Origin of the sequence: Pseudomonas rhizoryzae, from assembly GCF_005250615.1 — a bacterium.
GTDB classification, from domain to species: Bacteria; Pseudomonadota; Gammaproteobacteria; order Pseudomonadales; family Pseudomonadaceae; genus Chryseomonas; species Chryseomonas rhizoryzae.
In genome coordinates this window covers 55,412-69,437 of sequence record NZ_SULM01000005.1, presented here as the reverse complement: position 1 = coordinate 69,437, position 14,026 = coordinate 55,412, and the positions used below count along the sequence as shown (strand labels likewise).

The 14,026-nt window shown below is 63.2% G+C and carries 13 protein-coding genes; 7 read left to right on the top strand and 6 right to left on the bottom strand.

Translation table 11 applies throughout. The features are described from left to right. From FAZ11_RS08945 to FAZ11_RS08935, 3 genes are all read right to left on the bottom strand, one after another. Positions 1–1,671 (bottom strand): methyl-accepting chemotaxis protein, encoded by a 1,671-nt coding sequence (locus FAZ11_RS08945; RefSeq protein WP_137279182.1) that lies wholly within the window; start codon positions 1,669–1,671, stop codon positions 1–3. Between the two features lie 273 nt (positions 1,672–1,944). Further along, on the bottom strand, positions 1,945–2,208 hold the full coding sequence (locus FAZ11_RS08940) for a hypothetical protein (protein ID WP_058763235.1): 264 nt from the start codon (positions 2,206–2,208) through the stop codon (positions 1,945–1,947). Positions 2,209–2,258: 50 nt separating this feature from the next. Beyond that, positions 2,259–2,711 (bottom strand): MarR family winged helix-turn-helix transcriptional regulator, encoded by a 453-nt coding sequence (locus FAZ11_RS08935; RefSeq protein WP_058763232.1) that lies wholly within the window; start codon positions 2,709–2,711, stop codon positions 2,259–2,261. Positions 2,712–2,891: 180 nt separating this feature from the next. Between FAZ11_RS08935 and FAZ11_RS08930 the strand changes: the two genes are divergently transcribed. Beyond that, positions 2,892–4,124: an MFS transporter gene (locus FAZ11_RS08930; RefSeq protein ID WP_058763230.1), complete on the top strand. Its 1,233-nt coding sequence runs from the start codon at positions 2,892–2,894 to the stop codon at positions 4,122–4,124. A gap of 88 nt (positions 4,125–4,212) precedes the next feature. Next, complete coding sequence (locus tag FAZ11_RS08925) at positions 4,213–4,869, top strand: ion channel (RefSeq protein ID WP_137279181.1); 657 nt, start codon at positions 4,213–4,215, stop codon at positions 4,867–4,869. Here the strand turns inward: FAZ11_RS08925 and solA are convergent. Together solA and FAZ11_RS08915 are read right to left on the bottom strand one after the other, a co-directional pair. Further along, the gene (gene solA / locus FAZ11_RS08920; RefSeq protein WP_137279180.1) at positions 4,866–6,035 is read right to left on the bottom strand and encodes an N-methyl-L-tryptophan oxidase; all 1,170 of its coding nucleotides are present in this window, start codon (positions 6,033–6,035) and stop codon (positions 4,866–4,868) included. The two genes, FAZ11_RS08925 and solA, sit on opposite strands and share 4 nt — an antisense overlap. 138 nt (positions 6,036–6,173) lie before the next feature. Beyond that, on the bottom strand, positions 6,174–7,157 hold the full coding sequence (locus FAZ11_RS08915) for a fatty acid desaturase (protein ID WP_137279179.1): 984 nt from the start codon (positions 7,155–7,157) through the stop codon (positions 6,174–6,176). Between the two features lie 366 nt (positions 7,158–7,523). Here FAZ11_RS08915 and FAZ11_RS08910 point away from each other — a divergent pair, with 366 nt between their 5' ends. From FAZ11_RS08910 to FAZ11_RS25165, 3 genes are all read left to right on the top strand, one after another. Next, positions 7,524–8,435, top strand: a complete 912-nt coding sequence (locus FAZ11_RS08910) for a TauD/TfdA dioxygenase family protein (RefSeq protein WP_058766121.1) — start codon at positions 7,524–7,526, stop codon at positions 8,433–8,435. 166 nt (positions 8,436–8,601) lie between these two features. Next, positions 8,602–9,825 carry an acyl-CoA dehydrogenase family protein gene (locus tag FAZ11_RS08905; RefSeq protein ID WP_058766122.1) on the top strand — a complete coding sequence of 408 codons (1,224 nt, stop codon included), beginning with the start codon at positions 8,602–8,604 and terminating at the stop codon, positions 9,823–9,825. Positions 9,826–9,931: 106 nt separating this feature from the next. Further along, positions 9,932–10,066, top strand: coding sequence for a hypothetical protein (locus FAZ11_RS25165; protein ID WP_257787170.1), 135 nt, complete (start codon positions 9,932–9,934; stop codon positions 10,064–10,066). Positions 10,067–10,143: 77 nt separating this feature from the next. Here FAZ11_RS25165 and FAZ11_RS08900 read toward each other — a convergent pair whose 3' ends face one another. After that, positions 10,144–10,515, bottom strand: a complete 372-nt coding sequence (locus FAZ11_RS08900) for a response regulator (protein WP_058763220.1) — start codon at positions 10,513–10,515, stop codon at positions 10,144–10,146. Positions 10,516–10,846: 331 nt separating this feature from the next. On the opposite strand from FAZ11_RS08900, the gene FAZ11_RS08895 reads away from it, so the two are divergent. After that, positions 10,847–11,968, top strand: coding sequence for a mechanosensitive ion channel family protein (locus FAZ11_RS08895; protein WP_058771851.1), 1,122 nt, complete (start codon positions 10,847–10,849; stop codon positions 11,966–11,968). A gap of 347 nt (positions 11,969–12,315) precedes the next feature. Then, positions 12,316–13,899, top strand: a complete 1,584-nt coding sequence (glgA, locus tag FAZ11_RS08890) for a glycogen synthase GlgA (RefSeq protein WP_058771922.1) — start codon at positions 12,316–12,318, stop codon at positions 13,897–13,899. The last annotated feature ends 127 nt before the right edge of the window (positions 13,900–14,026 follow it).

Genomic DNA, 14,026 nt, shown 5'->3' with positions numbered 1-14,026 from the left:
TCAGACCACGAAGCGTTGCAAGGTGCCGTGCAGATCGGCGGCCAGACTCGAGAGTTGCTGGCTACTGGCACTGGTCTGCTGCGCGCCGGCCGCGGTCTGGGTGGCAGCATCGCGAATCAGCGTCAGGTTACGGTCGACCTCTTCGGTGGTCGCCGTCTGTTGCTGGGTGGCGGCGGAGATCGCATCGTTGCGCCGTTCGATGGCGGCGACGGCGTGGGTGATGCCCTCGAGCACCTGCCAGGTGGCCTGGGCCTTGTCGCGCGTCTGGCTGGCCTGGGCGCGGCTCTGATCGAGGGCCATCGCGGTCTTCTGAGAAACCTGTTGCACGCCGCCGATCAGGCCTTCGATCTCGCGGGTCGAATCGCCGGTACGGCGTGCCAGGCCGCGCACCTCGTCCGCGACCACGGCGAAGCCCCGTCCGGCATCCCCGGCGCGGGCCGCTTCGATGGCGGCATTGAGTGCCAGCAGATTGGTCTGCTCGGCCACTTCGCGAATGACGTCGAGCATCTTGCTGATGCCCTTGGACTGCTCGGCCAGATGCCCGGCCTGGGCAGCGGCCTCGTCGACGTTACCCACCAGTTCGGTGATGGCGACCAGCGTCTCCTGCACCTGCGCCTTTCCTTCATGGGCCTGGTCGACGCAGCGCCGGGACTCCTCGGAAGTGGACATGGCGTGCTCGCAGACGGCCTGCACCGCCTGGTTGAGTTGGTTGACCGCCGTCGCCGCTTGCTGGATTTCGGCGGTCTGCCGCTCCAGATTGAGACAGCTCTCGTCCATCACCGCGCACATCTGCGTCGAGGCTGACGCCAATTGCTCGGAAGCATTACCGGTATGCGCCAACACCTCGCGTAGATTGCCCTGCATGCGCTCCAGCGCCAGCAGCAGCACGGTCGCCTCATCGCGCCCCTGGGCTTGGATGTTCTGCCGCAGATCGCCCGCCGCGATACCGGTGGCAATGTCCACCGCCTGCCGCAGTGGCTGTACCACGCTGCGGGTCAGGCGCCAGGCCAGTAGCAGCAGCACCACGATAGCCCCCCCGATGGCCGACCAGACAATGGTGCGGGCCTGGACGAACTGGGCTTCGGCTCGCTCCGTGGCCTGGGCCGCACTCTGCTTGTTCAGTTCGCGCAGCAGCTGGACCTGCATGTCCATCAGGTCGCCCTGCAGATTCACCACGGTATCCAGCTTTACCCGCGCTGCCGCGAGTTGCTGTTGCTCGATCAGCTTCACTTCTTCGCGCAAGCCGGCCACGAAGGGCTGATAGGCATCGTGCAACGCCTTGACCGAATCGCGCTCGGTGTTGTCGGCGATGACCGGCTGATAGTCGCGGAACAGTTGATCGGTCTCGTTCACCAACTGTTCCAGGGTGATCCTGGTCATGGCCACGGCGCCTGGATCCTCGGCATTGAGCAGTACCACCGAAGCCTGGTTGCGTAACTTGCCGAGGTTGATCGCCAGCGCATCGGCGAGGGCGATGCTCGGCAGGGAATGCTGCTCCATGATCAGTGCCTGACGCCGCAGCTGTTGCATTTCCCATAGCGAGAAGGTGCCCAGACCAGCGAGCAGCACGGCGGCGAAGGTGAAGGAACAGAGCATCCGCGGGCCGGTCTTGAGCGATCTCAGCCAAGAGCGACGCGACAAACGACGGAAAGGAGTGCGGAGACGGAGCATGGTTCGCCACTGCTGGAAGACGGTTGTGCGTCAAAGCCTAGGGCGGCGAGATGTCGGCTTGATTACAAAATGGCGCCTGAATTATGACGTCCGACGATTACAGCAGACCTCAGCAACGGCTAACGTCCGATCCTCGTTTGCGTACAGCCTCGTTGCCATGTCCTCCGCTGCACCCAAGGCGTCCAGGCGCCAGGTCCTGGCGCTCGGTGTCGGCCAGCTCTTGGTCTGGAGTGGCGCTCCCGCAGGCTAGCCAGCCCAATGGTTCATGGCTGGCTAGTCGCAGGCGACTTCTACAGGCACCAAGCGCAACTTTATACCCGTACGGCGCAGGGTGAGGATGTCGCCCTCACGCCGCCCGACCACGTCACCCAGGGTACTGCGCAGTTCCTCGCCAAGCAGCCGCGCATAGGTTCGCGGATCCTCGTCCTGGCAGCCCTCGGCGATGTGCAGTTCCCCCTGCAACAGCTTGCCGGCGGTACGATCGCTGGCGAGATCGACGAGCAAATAGTCCTGGTCAGGCTGGTAGGTGAAGGTCATACGATTTCCCCGGCGACTGTAGCCATGGGAACCACCACCCCGCGGTTGGTTCAGGAACGGGTCGCACCTTCTTCATCAAGGCGACTACGCAGCATGATCAGGGTCTCCCGCAGATCGTCCAGGCCGGCATCGCCCAGGGCGCAGACCTGCCGTACCCGCCCGTTGACCCCATTGGCCTGCTCACGCAGGCCACGACCGGCAGCGGTGAGCTCAATCGACAGGTTGCGCTCGTCTTCGGTACTACGGCGGCGCGTGACCAGGCCGGCGGCTTCGAGGCGCTTGACCACCGGGGTCAGGGCTCCCGAATCCTGGCGCAGCCGGTTGGACAGCTCCTTGAGCGTCAAACCGTCATGCTCCCACAGCACGAGCATGATCAGGTATTGCGGGAAGGTCAGCCCCATGCTCTCCAGTAATGGCTTGTAGAGCTGCGTCATGGCGAGCGAAGCCGAGTACAGGGAGAAGCACAGTTGCTGGTCGAGGAGCAGTGGATCTTTGACAGTCATGAGGTATGCCGTAACGAAAGGCGTGAACAGGATTGACCAGGGCCACCGGCACCATAGCGCGCTATAAGACCCGGGTCCAAGTGATCAGCCGCCGGATGTATCCGGCAACTTGTTCTGGATTCAGAGTCGACAGAATGCCACAGTGAACGGCTGGACATAAATAATAAGGGTAATACCTGCATGGCCGTCTCCTCTGCCACCCCAGCGGCACCTGGCGAAACGCCCCTGTCCGCTATCCCCGCAACCTCGCCTCTGGTCATGGGAATCCTCGCTTCCTGCGCACTCGCCCACCTCGTCAACGACCTTATCCAGTCCGTCCTGCCGTCGATCTATCCGATGCTCAAGGACAGCTATGATCTGACTTTTACCCAAGTCGGCTTGATCACCCTGGCGTTCCAGATCACCGCCTCGCTGCTGCAACCCTGGATCGGCTTCCATACCGATCGCTATCCAAAACCCTACCTGCTGCCCGCCGGCATGGTCTGCACCCTGTTCGGTGTTCTGCTGCTCGCCTTCGTCGGTAGCTTTCCGGCCATACTCGCCGCCTCCGCCCTGATTGGGGTCGGTTCCTCGACCTTCCACCCGGAAACCTCACGCGTGGCGCGCCTGGCCTCGGGTGGTCGCTTCGGCCTGGCCCAATCGACCTTCCAGGTGGGCGGCAACGCCGGCACGGCCATTGGCCCCCTGCTGGCGGCGGCCATCATCATTCCCTATGGCCAGACCCACGTGGCCTGGTTCGCCCTGTTCGCGCTCTTCGCCATCGGCGTGCAGTACGGACTGTCGCGTTGGTATCGCAACCACCTGCGCAGCGCCAAGGGCCGCAAGCCGGTGAACGTGAGCCACGGCCTCTCGCGCGGTCGCGTGACCTTTGCGCTGGTCATACTGGCGCTGCTGGTATTCTCCAAGTACATCTACATGGCCAGCATCACCAGCTACTTTACCTTCTATCTCATCGAGCGCTTCGGTCTGTCGGTAGCCAGCTCCCAACTGCATTTATTCCTCTTTCTCGGAGCGGTGGCGGCCGGGACCTTCCTGGGCGGCCCCATCGGCGATCGCATCGGTCGCAAGGCGGTGATCTGGTTCTCCATCCTCGGGGCGGCGCCCTTCACCCTCGCCCTGCCCTACGTGGACCTGTTCTGGACCAGTGTCCTCAGTGTGATCATCGGCTTCATCCTAGCCTCGGCCTTTTCCGCCATCGTGGTCTACGCCCAGGAACTGGTGCCGGGCAACGTGGGCATGATCGCCGGGGTCTTCTTCGGCCTGATGTTCGGCGTCAGCGCCATCGCCGCGGCGGGCCTGGGCAACCTGGCGGACCACCGCGGCATCGAATACGTCTACCAGCTGTGCTCCTACATGCCGTTGCTGGGCGTGCTCACCATCCTGCTGCCGGTCACGCGCCGCCAAGGCAACTGAGCGTTACGCCATGGGCAGTGACGTTGCCCGTGGCGGCGCCCTTCACCAACCGCTACGCTTGCGCCCTCCGACCTTTCACCGAGCCCCGATGAAGACCCCGCTGCACTACCTGGTCCGCTACCCCTCCGCCAATCTGCTGTTCATCCAGCTGCTCGGCTTGCTCCTCTATCCGCTGGTGGAACAGGAAGAGCATGGCCGCGCCCTTATTGGCGCCTTCGGCATCATCGTCCTGGCCACCGCCTTGCGCATGGTGCGTCGCAGTCCGACCATCCAATGGCTGGGCTTCATTCTCGCCGGCTGCATCCTGGTGCTGACGGTGATGGTCGAATGGCACGGTAATACCCAACTGGTAGTGTCCCTCGCGATCCTCGATGCGGTCTTCTACTTCTATGCGGCGGGCAGCCTCATCGCCTACATGATGGAAGACCAGCGCGCGACCACCGATGAACTCTTCGCCGTCGGCGCGACCTTCACCCTGCTGGCCTGGGCCTTCGCCCACGCCTACTCGGCCTGCCAGATCCTGCAGCCGCACAGCTTCACCGCCGCCAACGACCCCATGGCCGCGCGCACCTGGACGGAATTGCTCTACGTCAGCTTCGCGATCCTCTCCGGCGTCGGCCTGAGCGATATCTATCCCATCCGCCCCATGGCGCGTTCGCTGGTCATGCTGGCCCAGTTCTCCGGCGTCATGTATATCGCCCTGGTGGTGACGCGGCTGGTGACCCTGACGGTCCGCAGTCGCTAGCCGAACCGCGCCAGACTGAAGCTGCTCAGATCGAGATCGCTGCGCCCTTCGGTGACTCGCTGCGCCAGCGCCTCGCCCAGCGCCGCCGAATGCTTGAAGCCATGCCCGGAACAGGCACTGACCACGGTCACATCGGGCATCGCCGGATGCTCATCGACGATGAAGCCGAAATCCGGGGTCACGGTGTAGGCACAGACCGCGCTGCGCAGGGCGCGTGGCCCCAGTCCGGCGATCCACCTTTCCACTTGATCACTGAACAGCTCGCTCGATTCTTCAGGGTGAAGTGACCGATCAATCCCAGTAGGGGTGGTATTATTTTCATATTGCTCGGTAGCCACCTTCATCGAGCCTTCACCGGGCAAGGGCGGAAAGCCGTAGAAGAGATCGCTATCGCCGCTGCCATGGGCCAGGATGAAACTGGGAGAGTCAGCGGGAAACCGTTCGGGCTCGACCACTTCGAACCAATGCAGGGTCTGGCGACAGACGCGCAGTAGCTTGTCGAAAGGCGCGCCCAATAGCTCCGCGCTCCACATGCCGGCGGCAACCACTACCCGCTTGGCACGCCAGCTCCGCTGAGCCGAATGCAGGATCACGCCACTGGCGTCCTGCTCCAAGCGGTCGATGACGGTATCGGTGAACAGCCGGGCACCCCGCTCCCGGGCACCGTCCAACTGAGCCTGGATACAGGCTTCCGGGTAGAGATAACCGCCTCCTGGCTCGAAATAGCCGAGAGCGTCGTCCGCCACCTGGAACTGTGGAAAGCGCTGGCGAATGGTGGGGCCGTCCCACTCCTCGTGGGTGATACCGTAGCGCCGCGCCAGCTCCAGGGTGGTCCGAGTAAAATCCGGGCGACCGTGATGGGAGGTAGCGGTGGCTGTTGCCGTCATGATCAGCACGCCGCACTGCTCGAACAGGCTCACGCCTCGCTCGGCCTCCAGTTCTCGCCATAGCTGATGAGAGCGCAGCGCCAAGGGAACGTAGGCGGCCCCCTCGCCCACCGCCTGGCGCGTGATGCGCGTTGCCCCATGGCTGGAGCCCTGCTCATGGGGCGGCGTAAAGCGATCTATGCCCGCAACCTTCACGCCGCGCTTGGCCAGCTGATACAGGCTGGCCGCTCCCATGGCGCCCAGCCCCAGCACGATCACCTCGAATGTCGATTCCTGCACCTGTAACCCCTCGCAACCCTGACGAAGCCTGGCACTCTAGCAAAGGTATAGACAGGCAGGCGGTAGCGCCCTGCTCCCTTGGCGACTGAAAGAGCCTGGGAGTTGGACCAAGACAACCCAGCTGCTATAGGGGTGGTATTACCATGGCATGCAATGGACGCAGGCCCGCTCGTCCCATGAGACCCGCGCACTGGGGTGCACGGGGGCATCCACGGCTTGCCAGGCGAAGCGTCGTCCCAGCTCGCGAAAGCCCGAGAAGACGAAGTCACCGCTGCGCACTCGATAGGCGCTACGCCTCGCCCGATAGACTCGCGGGATGAGATACCAGGGCAAGCCAGGCAGGTCATGGTGGACGAGATGCAAGGTGTTGTTGAGGTACAGCAGGCGCAACACCCCAGCGCTTTCATTGAGCACACAGCGCTGGGCCGGGTCCTGCGCGGGGCGGTGTTCGTAGAAGGACCTGACCAAGGCCAGCGCCAGGGCGGGCCAGGCGATCCCCAGGACGTAGACCAGTAGCGGCATGCCGGAGAAGTGCTGGATGCTCGTGAGCAGCGCGATGACGCACCCCAAGTGGACTAGCCACACCCGCAGCACGCCCTGCTCCCCCCGGCGCCAGCGACGGACTTCGTGCCCGACCATTCCGTGCAGCGCCAGCAGCGGCCCGATCAGGATCCGGCCGAGCAAGGTCTTGTCCAGCCAAAGCAATCCTCGGCCAATCGATCCCCTGCGCTCCCAGAGCTCGCCGTCGACATAGCGACTTTCGGGATCGAGAGTCGGGTCGGTGAGATGTTCGCGGCGATGATGAGCCAGATGGCTGTCGCGATAGAGCGGATAGGGAAACCACAACCCGAGCGGCGGATAGGCCAGCGCGGCATTGATTCGTGGCCAGGGTGTGGGATGGCCGTGAATCAATTCGTGCTGCAGGGATTGCTGGAGTACCACGACCAGGATCAACGGTGGCAGCGTCCAGTAGCCCAGCAGCGGCCAGGCGGCGCTCAGGCCCAGCCAACCGCCGTAGACGCCGATCAGCAAAATCCAGGTAGGCCATTCGCTGCGGGCCATGAAGGTTCGCGCAAGTAATTTGACCAGGCGGCGATGCCGCGTATCCAGATAGACAGTCACCACTACATCCCATCGCATTCAGGTGTAGCGCGACAGTAAGCAAAGGATAGGCCCTGGCCAAATAACATTCGGGCATTAACTCATGAAGAAGCTGAATACGGATCCCGGTATTATCGAAAGATAGATGACCGCCCACGAACAGTTACTTCTCCAACCGTCGCACAGGCAAAACAAAAATTTAATAAATTGAATATAATCAGCAATTTAAAAGTAAAATAAATTGATCAACTGTCCCCAAAGTGTTGCCTGGCGAACATTTAGATCAAGACAAACTGCCAAGCATATGCTTAGCAGCAATGAAGATTAGAAATTTTCCAAAGCACACTTCTACACTCCAGCGCTCTCTCAACTGCCAGGAGTGTTTCTATGTCCCTCGTTATCGAACCTCTCACTGGTCGTATCGGCGCGCAGATTTCCGGCGTGAAGTTGTCCGCCGATCTCGACGAGTCGACCTTTGCCGAATTGCACCGGGCGTTGCTCGAACACAAGGTGATATTCCTGCGCGACCAGCACTTGAGCGATGACGAGCACGAAGCCTTTTCGCGGCGCTTCGGTGAGCAGGTGCCCCACCCCACCGTGCGCTCGGCGGAGCGCAGCGCGGCCATGCTCAACCTGGACTCGCGCCACAGCCGGGCCAACTCCTGGCACACCGACGTTACCTTCGTGGTGGACTATCCGAAAATTTCCATCCTGCGTGGCGTGGTGATCCCCGACCGGGGCGGCGATACCGTCTGGGCCAACACCGCCGCGGCCTATGCCGACCTGCCGGAGCCGCTCAAGGCGCTGGCGGACGGCCTACGCGCCCTGCACAGCAATGTCTACGATTACGCGCCGTCGCGCCACGCCGAGGCCAACGGCCTGCGCCGCTATCGCGAGGAATTCACCGCCGAGGTGTACGAGACCGAGCATCCGCTGGTACAGATCCATCCGGAAACGGGTGAACGCGCCCTGGTGCTGGGGCATTTCGTCAAGCAGATCCAGGGCGTCAGCGCCAACGACTCCAGGCAACTGCTGCGCCTCTTCCAGGACCGCATCACCGCGCTGGAAAACACCGTGCGCTGGCGCTGGCGGACCGGCGATGTGGTGCTCTGGGACAACCGCGCCACCCAGCATATCGCCATCGACGACTACGGCAGCGCCGAGCGGATCGTGCGGCGGACCACCCTCGCTGGCGAGGTGCCGCTCGGCGTCGACGGCCGCCCCAGCCAGGCCATCAGGCCCTCGGCCGAGGCCCGCTCGCCGCGTAGCGAAGCCGACAAGAAACACCTGGCCGCCTGACCCGACCCGATACGCAAGGAGCCATTCATGAAGCGTCTTCGCACCCTGGGCCGCGGCCTCATCGCGGCCATCACCCTGATCGGCACTACTGGCGCTGCCCACACCGAAATGCGGCGTCTCGGCATCGTCCACGAGCTTTGAATCTTCCAGAAGGAATCTGCTGCGCATGACCGTCATATCCTCAGGCTGGGGCGCCGGCCCATCCACTCGCCATACCGAACTCTCGGCGCGCTTCCTGCCGCTGTTCCAGCGCATTCGTGAAGGGGCCATCGAGCGCGAGCTCCAGCGGCGCCTGCCCGTCGAAGAATTGGGTTGGCTCAAGGCCGCAGGCTTCACGGCTCTGCGCCTACCGGTCGAGCACGGCGGTGCCGGGGTAACGCTGCCGGAACTGTTCGCCTTGCTCATCGAGCTGGCCGAAGCCGACTCGAACCTGGTTCAGGCGCTACGGGGGCACATGGGCTTCGTCGAGGGCCTGCTGAACAGCGACGACGAGGCGCGCCGGACGCGCTGGTTCGCCCGTATCGCCGCCGGCGAGACCATCGGACCGGCTTCCAGCGAAGTCGGCGATGCCCGCCGCGCCGAATTCAGTACCCGCCTGCGCCGCGACGGCGACCACCTGCTGCTCTCGGGTACCAAGTTCTACACCACGGGCTCGCTCTACGCCGACTGGATCGATGTGGGGGCCACCGACGAAGCCGGTAACCGGGTGATGGCCACGGTCCGCCGTGATGCGCCAGGTGTGGAGGTGGTGGATGACTGGAACGGTTTCGGCCAGACCCTCACCGCCAGCGGGACCGCGACCTTCACCAATGTGCGGGTAGCGCCGGCGGACGTCGTAGCGGTGGGCGAGCGCTTCCGCTATTCACCGGGTTTCTTCCAGGTCTTCCACCTGGCCAACCTCGCCGGCATGGGGCGCGCCATGAGTGGCGAGGTGGCAGCCGCCGTGGCGGCGCGCACCCGCACCTTCACCATTGGCAATGCCGACCGCGTCAGCCAGGACCCGCAGGTGCTGGCGGTGGTGGGCCAGGTGCGTAGCGCCGCCTATTGCGCCGGGGTGATCACACTGAAGAATGCCGAGGCGCTGCAACGGGTGTACGACCTCAGGCACGCGGATGACCAGGCAGCGGAAGATCGCGCGGTGGACTTGGCTGAGCTGGAGGTTTGCCAGTCGCTGAACGTGGTCACCGATCTGATCATCGATGCTTCCGGTCGCTTGTTCGATGCCCTGGGCGCTTCGGCGACCCTCAGGCCCCAGGGGCTGGATCGCTTCTGGCGCAACGCCCGCACCCTCGCCTCGCACAACCCGCGCATCTACAAGGATCGTATCGTCGGCGACTTCGCGGTCAACGGCACCCCACCGCCGCCACAGTGGAAAATTGGCGTGGCCTAGCTGACCCCGTTCGGTGCCCGAGCGGCCTTGGGATAGCCACCATGAGCCGCTATTCGCCCTGCCCGGCGATGCATTAAAATCGGGACTTACTTCTTGGAGCAGTGTTATGGACAAGTCCCGCAGCAGTCGTCAGGTCATGTGGAAGGCGATCAAGGACCCACGCTTCATTCCGGTCGTGGTCGCAGTGGTCTGTATCGTGCTGTTCTTCGTCCTGGGCTTGGTCGACGTCCTCAGCGACTGACGAAGCCTCGCCTCCCGGCCAAGTACCCGATCAGACCACTTCGCGCGGCCCGCTAAAGGACCGCCAGGGAGCGGAAATCAGGCTTTGCGCTGATTGAGGAAGCGGTAGCAACCCGCCAGCAGGTCATCGAAGCGCCAGGGCTTGGGCAGATAGTAGATATCCGGCGCCCGTTCGGGCTGCAGCTCTTCGAAATAGCCCGAGGAAACGATGATGGGCAGCCCCGGCAGCTGGTGCTTGACGCGACGAGCCAACTCGAGACCATCGATGGCGCCCGGCATGCGCACGTCGGTGATCAGCAGGTCCGGCGTGGGTCGCGCGGTCGACAGGAATTCCCAGGCCAGATCCGCGGTACCGAAGGTCCGCACTTGAAAGCCTTCACCTTCGAGCACTTCTTCCATCAGCCCGAGCAACATGTTCTCGTCTTCGACAACCACTACCACTGGTTTCATAAATCCGTCTCGATCTCCGCAGGTCCGCCATCTGACTGGACGTGTCTCATTGGGGCGCGAATTCTACTCCTATCACGCGTCCGCTGCGCAGTTTCGTCATAGGCTTGGACCAGCAACGCACCACTTCGACCTATCGGTGGACAAAAATCAGGCAGGCGGGATCACGAACCTTTCTATAGGGGTGGTATTACTAGGTAGAAGCCCAAAAGGCGCATGACCGGGAACCGTGCTCAATCGCTTCAGTCGGAAATCAGGTATCTCTAAGGGCTCCCCGCGATCCGACGCGTCAGCTCTAAAGATCACGGGGAGCCGTCAGCCAAAGGAGCAGCGCATGACGGACATCGACTGGACGGGCTGGTTGCAGGCCCCCTGGATCACCACGCTGATCGCGGCAACGGTTGCCCTGGTCATCACCAGCATCGCCCTGACCGTGGCCTTCGCGGCGATCCGCCGCCTGGCCAATCCCTTCCTGCTGGCGCGCAACCTGGTGAAGTTCGTGGAAAAACCCGCGCGCCTCGCCGTGCCGCTGGTGGTGCTGCAAGGCGTCTGGAATTCGGCACCGGATGCCCTCCCCCTGTTGCGTGCGGTACAGCATGTGACCGGCCTGCTGAGTATCGCCGCCTTTACCTGGCTGGGATTGCGGGCGGTCAAGGCCGTGGGCGCGACCATCGCGCTGCGCAACCCGGTGGACGTGGCCGACAACCTGCGGGCGCGGCGAATCCAGACGCAAAACCGGGTACTGGTACGCAGCCTGAGTTTCGTGGTGCTGCTGGTCGGTATCGCCCTGATGCTGATGACCTTTCCTGCCGTACGCCAGGTGGGCGCCAGCCTGCTCGCCTCGGCCGGCGTGGCGGGACTGGTCGCCGGTATCGCCGCGCGCCCGGTACTGGGCAACCTCATCGCCGGCCTGCAGATCGCGGTGACCCAGCCGATCCGCCTGGATGACGTGGTCATCGTCGAAGGCGAGTGGGGTCGGGTGGAAGAAATCACCGGCACCTACGTGGTGGTGCGTATCTGGGACGATCGGCGGCTTGTGGTGCCCCTGCAGTACTTCATCGAGACCCCGTTCCAGAACTGGACGCGCTCCTCGTCGAGCCTCATCGGCTCGGTGTTCATCTGGGTCGACTACTCCCTGCCGCTGGCGCCCATCCGCACTGAATTGGAACGTGCCTGCGCCGAGGTGCCCCATTTGTGGGATAGCCGTGTCTGCGTGCTGCAGGTAACCGACGCTTCGAACGAATCCATGCAGATTCGCGTCCTGGTGAGTTCGGACGACTCTTCGAAGAACTGGGACCTGCGCTGCTTCGTGCGGGAGCGGCTGATCACCTACATCAATCGCGAATTCCCCCTCTGTCTGCCCAAGCTGCGGACCGAGCTTGGCCGACGCGACAGCCTACCGGTCACGAAATCCGACGAAAGGCAAGAGCCTGTCGTACGGCAACCAGAAGTCTGATCTTGCGCCTATCGGCACCCATCGTGGCGTCATCAAGCGGCTCCACGATGGATTAAACCTTAGCGCACCAATGAAGACCCTGTCGCTTTGGGCATGTATTTGGCAAAGCAAAGCAGGACCGCAACATTCGAGCGGGAAACTTGTGACGGTGTCCGTGAGTCAGTGCGAGAGCAATCTGGAAATCCGCGAAGCAGTTCTCGCCCAGATCCAGACATCTCAGAAGAGGTGACCGGCAAAAAGGCTGTAGCAGCTCGGCTGTAGGCGTTTTTGAACCAGGAGCATCGCGCTTCAGGAAAGAAGCAATCAGGTAAACCTCAGTCTCGAACTTGCTGCATTGGGAGCGCACCATGGCAAACGCCGTCGTGGGGAAATTTGGGGCCCTGAAGCCCGTTGAAACTGCCACCCGCACTACCAGATCCAGCTCTCTCCGCAAGCGTACGGACGAGCCCCAGCTGACGCTGAGCTCCGTCGTCGAAACCCGCAAGCGCATTCTTTTCGTAACCCCGGAAATTTCCGATTTCGTCAAGGCCGGTGGCCTGGGCGAGGTTTCTGGCGCCCTGCCGCGCGCCCTGGCTGCCTCCCATGATGTCCGGGTACTGATTCCCGGCTATCGCCAGGTCATGGCAGCGGTCAAGGATCGCATGCAGATGGTCGGTCGCATCGCCGCCCGCGCTGCGATGCCGGCCTGCGACATTGGGCGGGTCAACCTGGAAGACGGGCTGGTCGTCTATGTGCTGATCTGCCCCGAGCTCTACGAGCGTCCGGGTAACCCCTACGGCGATCTCAACAACGCCGACTGGGCCGACAACCACATTCGCTTCGGCCGTCTGGCCAGCGCCGCCGCCGATTTCGCCCTGGGCGAAGCCTCCATTCGCTGGGTGCCGGATCTGCTGCATCTCAACGACTGGCAGACCGGTCTGGCCGCCGGCTATCTGCGCTGGAAGGGTTCCAACACCCCCTGCCTGACCACCATCCACAACTTGGCGTACCAGGGTCTGTTCCCGGCCTCGGTACTGGCCGAATTGGACATCCCGGATCATGCCTTCCAGATGGAAGGTCTCGAATTCTGGGGCAAGGTGTCCTTCCTAAAGGCCGGCCTGGTCTACGCCGATCACATCACCACCGTCAGCCACACCTACGCCCAGGAAATCACCACGCCCGAGTTCGGCTATGGCCTGGAAGGCCTGCTGCAGGTCAAGGCGCGCCAGGGCAAGCTCACCGGCCTGCTCAACGGTATCGATGACGACTGGAGTGCCTGCAGCGATCCCCACCTGAGCCAGTGCTTCACCGAAAAGGACTGGGATGGCAAGGCCGTCAATGCTGCCCACATCCGCGAGGCGTTCGGACTCGAACCCTCCAACGGCCCGCTGTTCGCCGTCGTTTCCCGCCTGGTACAGCAAAAGGGTATCGACCTGACCATCGAGGCCGCCGACCATATCGTCGCCCGCGGTGGCCAACTGATGATCATCGGTTGCGGTGAGCCGCACATCGAGCGGCAGGTCCGCGCCCTGGCGCTGCGTCATCCCGGTCGTGTCAGTGCCCACATCGGTTTCTGCGAGACGGAAGCCCGCCGTATGTATGCCGGCAGCGATTTCCTGCTGATGCCGTCGCGTTTCGAGCCCTGCGGCCTGAGCCAGATGTACGCCCAGCGCTTCGCCTCGCTGCCGATCGCCACCCGCACGGGTGGGCTGGCCGACAGCATCGAAGATGGTACCACCGGCTTCCTGTTCAACCCCTTGTCGCTGGAAAACTACATCGGTGCCATCGATCGCGCCCTGGGTGCCTTCGAGCGCAAGGACCTGCTCAATGCCATGCGCCGGCGGGCGATGCAGGGCCCCTTCTTCTGGTCCGAATGCGCCAAGCCTTACGCCGCTTTGTATCTCGATCTGCTCGACGCCACCGCCCAGCAGGAACGTCAGGCCAGCGCCTGACGCTCAGGGCGGCTACCAAGCGCTTTTCCATCGGCAAAAGACCGACGAAAAGCGCCTGGCTCGCTCAACTTTGAGCGACTCCCACCGGTCATAACTGCAACTGCGGCCATCAGGGCCGCAGTTTCTT

What these genes read in the sequence shown, in the direction of transcription:
- FAZ11_RS08945 (WP_137279182.1), bottom strand. Translation starts at nt 1,671, where the DNA reads ATGCTCCGTCTCCGCACTCCTTTCCGTCGTTTGTCGCGTCGCTCTTGG.
- FAZ11_RS08940 (WP_058763235.1), bottom strand. Translation starts at nt 2,208, where the DNA reads ATGACCTTCACCTACCAGCCTGACCAGGACTATTTGCTCGTCGATCTC.
- FAZ11_RS08935 (WP_058763232.1), bottom strand. Translation starts at nt 2,711, where the DNA reads ATGACTGTCAAAGATCCACTGCTCCTCGACCAGCAACTGTGCTTCTCC.
- FAZ11_RS08930 (WP_058763230.1), top strand. Translation starts at nt 2,892, where the DNA reads ATGGCCGTCTCCTCTGCCACCCCAGCGGCACCTGGCGAAACGCCCCTG.
- FAZ11_RS08925 (WP_137279181.1), top strand. Translation starts at nt 4,213, where the DNA reads ATGAAGACCCCGCTGCACTACCTGGTCCGCTACCCCTCCGCCAATCTG.
- FAZ11_RS08910 (WP_058766121.1), top strand. Translation starts at nt 7,524, where the DNA reads ATGTCCCTCGTTATCGAACCTCTCACTGGTCGTATCGGCGCGCAGATT.
- FAZ11_RS08905 (WP_058766122.1), top strand. Translation starts at nt 8,602, where the DNA reads ATGACCGTCATATCCTCAGGCTGGGGCGCCGGCCCATCCACTCGCCAT.
- FAZ11_RS25165 (WP_257787170.1), top strand. Translation starts at nt 9,932, where the DNA reads ATGGACAAGTCCCGCAGCAGTCGTCAGGTCATGTGGAAGGCGATCAAG.
- FAZ11_RS08900 (WP_058763220.1), bottom strand. Translation starts at nt 10,515, where the DNA reads ATGAAACCAGTGGTAGTGGTTGTCGAAGACGAGAACATGTTGCTCGGG.
- FAZ11_RS08895 (WP_058771851.1), top strand. Translation starts at nt 10,847, where the DNA reads ATGACGGACATCGACTGGACGGGCTGGTTGCAGGCCCCCTGGATCACC.
- glgA (WP_058771922.1), top strand. Translation starts at nt 12,316, where the DNA reads ATGGCAAACGCCGTCGTGGGGAAATTTGGGGCCCTGAAGCCCGTTGAA.